This is a genomic window from Planktothrix sp. FACHB-1355, from assembly GCF_014748295.1.
Classification (GTDB): domain Bacteria; phylum Cyanobacteriota; class Cyanobacteriia; order Cyanobacteriales; family Aerosakkonemataceae; genus Aerosakkonema; species Aerosakkonema funiforme_A.
Genome location: NZ_JACJUP010000892.1, coordinates 1 through 3064, shown reverse-complemented (window position 1 = coordinate 3064; position 3064 = coordinate 1). Strand labels below are relative to the sequence as shown.

2 protein-coding genes are annotated in these 3064 nt (G+C 43.1%); one reads left to right on the top strand and one right to left on the bottom strand.

Going from position 1 to position 3064, the window contains the following annotated elements; genetic code table 11:
* On the bottom strand, window positions 1–1165 hold a 1165-nt coding region (locus tag H6S82_RS26550), incomplete at its 3' end, for a diguanylate cyclase (RefSeq protein WP_191056980.1).
* A gap of 998 nt (window positions 1166–2163) precedes the next feature.
* Here H6S82_RS26550 and H6S82_RS26545 point away from each other — a divergent pair.
* The coding region (locus tag H6S82_RS26545; protein WP_242057124.1) for a glycine zipper domain-containing protein at window positions 2164–3064 on the top strand (901 nt) is incomplete at its 3' end.

The window sequence follows — 3064 nt, the reverse complement described above, 5'->3', positions numbered from 1 at the left end:
CGTGGGGATAGAGCGCAATGCCAATGCTACTGGTGATATGTAGGGGTGGGGTTTCCTCCCCGGTAGCGTGTCCTTGCAGGTAAAAGGCTGGCTTCAGAGCTTCGAGTATTCGTTGCCCCACCTTTGCGGCATCTTCTGGGCTGGTAATTTGGGGCACCAGTACGGTGAACTCGTCGCCTCCCCAACGCGCAACGATATCGCTTTCCCGCAAACAGGCTTTCACTCTCTCGGCAAAGCCTTGCAACAATCGATCGCCTACAGCATGACCTAGAGTATCGTTGATCGTCTTAAACCGATCCATATCCAGAAACATCACAGCCAGCATAGTTTTGCTATTATGGGCATTTGCTAGGGCTGTTGATAGGTGCCGATCGAACATTGTGCGGTTAGGCAAGCCGGTCAAAATGTCGTGAAAAGCGTGATATTGGATCGTTGCTTCCGCTTGCTTGCGATCGCTGATTTCGCGCACAATTACCAAAACTTCATTTTCTCCGCTCACAACGATACGAGCTTCTTGATAAGAAACTTTACCATCTTCGCAAGTTAGCTCAAACTCATATATTTGCATTTCGCCAGTAGAAAGTGCTTGCGTGATGTAATACATCCGTTGCCGAGCTATTTCTGGTGGCAACACATCGTATATATTTTTACCCACCATATCGCCGTGAGTCGTCCAAGTCTTGAAATTTTTCGCCGGGATCGCATCAAGGTAAGTGCCATCTCCAGTAATTCTAATCATCAAATCGGGTATAGCATTCAGGAGAGCGCGATTTGCCGCCTCGCTTTTACGAAGCAACTCTTCTGCCTGTTTGCGTTCGGTGATGTCCCGCCCTACAACACAGATAACTTTCCTGCCGCCGCAGGAAATTAGATTAAGGCTTACCTCAACATTAACTAAGGAACCATCCTTACGACGGTTCCAGCCATCGCTAATTAATAAGAATTGTTTTTCCGCTAAAAGCAGGTGGATATCAGAGTTAATAATTTCTCGGTCAACAGCAAGGATATCGTAAAGTGTCAGAGCCAAAAATTCCTCTTGGGTGTAACCGAGCAAATTACAAATCGCCGTATTTGCTTCCAGAATACCTTTGCTATCAACATCAACAAAATAAATACCTCCGGAAGTTTGTTCGATCGCAGCGCAGTAGCGTTTTTCGCTCTCCATCTGTATTAACCTCTCAGCAAATAACTGCTCTACTGCGCCGAATTAAATTATAATAGAAACTCTTGCCAAATACTATGCGGCCAGAAGAATACCTATACCCTTTGCAATCCAATATATTTTGCGATCTAAGTACTTTCACATCATGACTCTCAAAAACAATTTGTTTTAGTTAAATTGACAAGACTAGCCTTAATACTTTTGTTAAAATCCAAATATAGTTTTGATATAGATAAATAGCATCTGTCTTCCGGTAGAAAAATCTATTGTGTTAGCCGTAACATTAATTACCGGATCGGGCTGGAATCTTAATTGCACGCTTACCCTTGCCCTTTAAGCTACAGAAGACTTAATAAACAGATCTCTCGACCATGATTATAGATCGTTCATTTGACGATCGCCGATGGCAGTCCTGAATTTCAAAAAAATACCAGTATAAAAAAATACATAGTATTACCGATAATTTGGTTTCCACAGGTATATCGCGCCTTATGCTTCCAGCTTACTTCAAAATTCGCAACTTTTTCAGAGTTATTAACGTAACGCTCAGAAGGAATATTTTTGCACTACACAGCATCATTAGGATGTCATTAATAAATTATAACACAAAGATTAATGCCTCTGTTTGGTTAAGAATATTTAGTTTTTTTCATCAACCCATAGACGGGTTTGCCATAATTTTGTTCATCTTTGGTGAGATTTAATTGCGCTCGTGAGATCCACATTAGATCCTGATTTTAAATGCGTAATTACTCCTATCAACCAAAAGCTTACAACCACAGACTGACAAGATATTTAGCGATATCTTTCGGTGGAGCGGTGTTGAGGAGCGCGTGTAGTTGTTATGTTTATTGTTGGTGAAAAAACCGCAGCCGAGCGGGTTATGCTACTCAAAATCTGAAAGTTATTAGCTAGAAAGATTCAGTAGTCAATAATTTGGAAGGCAGTTTAGATATTCGCTTGCTGAACTGACAAAAAAATTTAGGGAGGAAATAATAGTGATGAATCAGAACGAACAGACATTTTCTCAGCATGACGAGAATGTCCAATATAATATGAGTCAATCTGATGCTTCTTCAACAGAAGAAAAGATTGTCAAGAGTGAGAACGATCGCGAAAACAGTCAAGAAATGAGCGATCGATCTGCCATTCATCCAGTTGCTACGCGCATTGGCGCTGCTGCTGGTGGGGTAGCTGGAGCCGCAATTGGTAGTTTAATCGGCGGTCGCACTGGTGCAATGATTGGTGCTGTAGCGGGCGCTGTAGCGGGCGGTCTCACCGGTAACGATGCAGGTGAAAGTGTCAGTCAAACTGTAGAAGGTGTAGTAGATGCCGTCAAAGGCGTTGCTGAAGGAGTTAACCGCACTGTAGAAGATGTGGGCGATGCAGCAAAGGGTACGCTTGAAGAAGTCAAGCCTTCTGTAGTAGGTATAGCCGAGTCGGTAAGGAGTACAGTTGAAGAAGCCAAACCTTCTGTAATAGGTTTAGCCGAGTCGGTAAGAAGTACAGTTGAAGAAGCCAAACCTTCTGTAGTAGGTATGGCAGAGTCGGTAAGAAGTACAGTTGAAGAAGCCAAACCTTCTGTAGTAAATGCCGCCCAAACTCTTAACGAAGCAGTTGAGGATGTTAAGCCTTCTGTAAAAGATGTAGCGCAGTCCGTAAAGGTTGCTGTTGAACAAGTTAAACCTTCTGTAGTAGAAGCAGTTAAGGGTAGCGCTGAGGGAATTAAAACTTCTGTTCAAGGTGTAGGAAACGCGGTCAGAGATACAGCTGAAGAAGTCAAACCTTCTGTAGTCAATGCGGTTAGAGGTAGCGCTGAGAAAATCGAATCTTCTGTTCGAGATGTCGGCAATGCAGTCAGCGATACTGCTCAAGAAGCCAAACCTTCTGTAGTAAATGCCG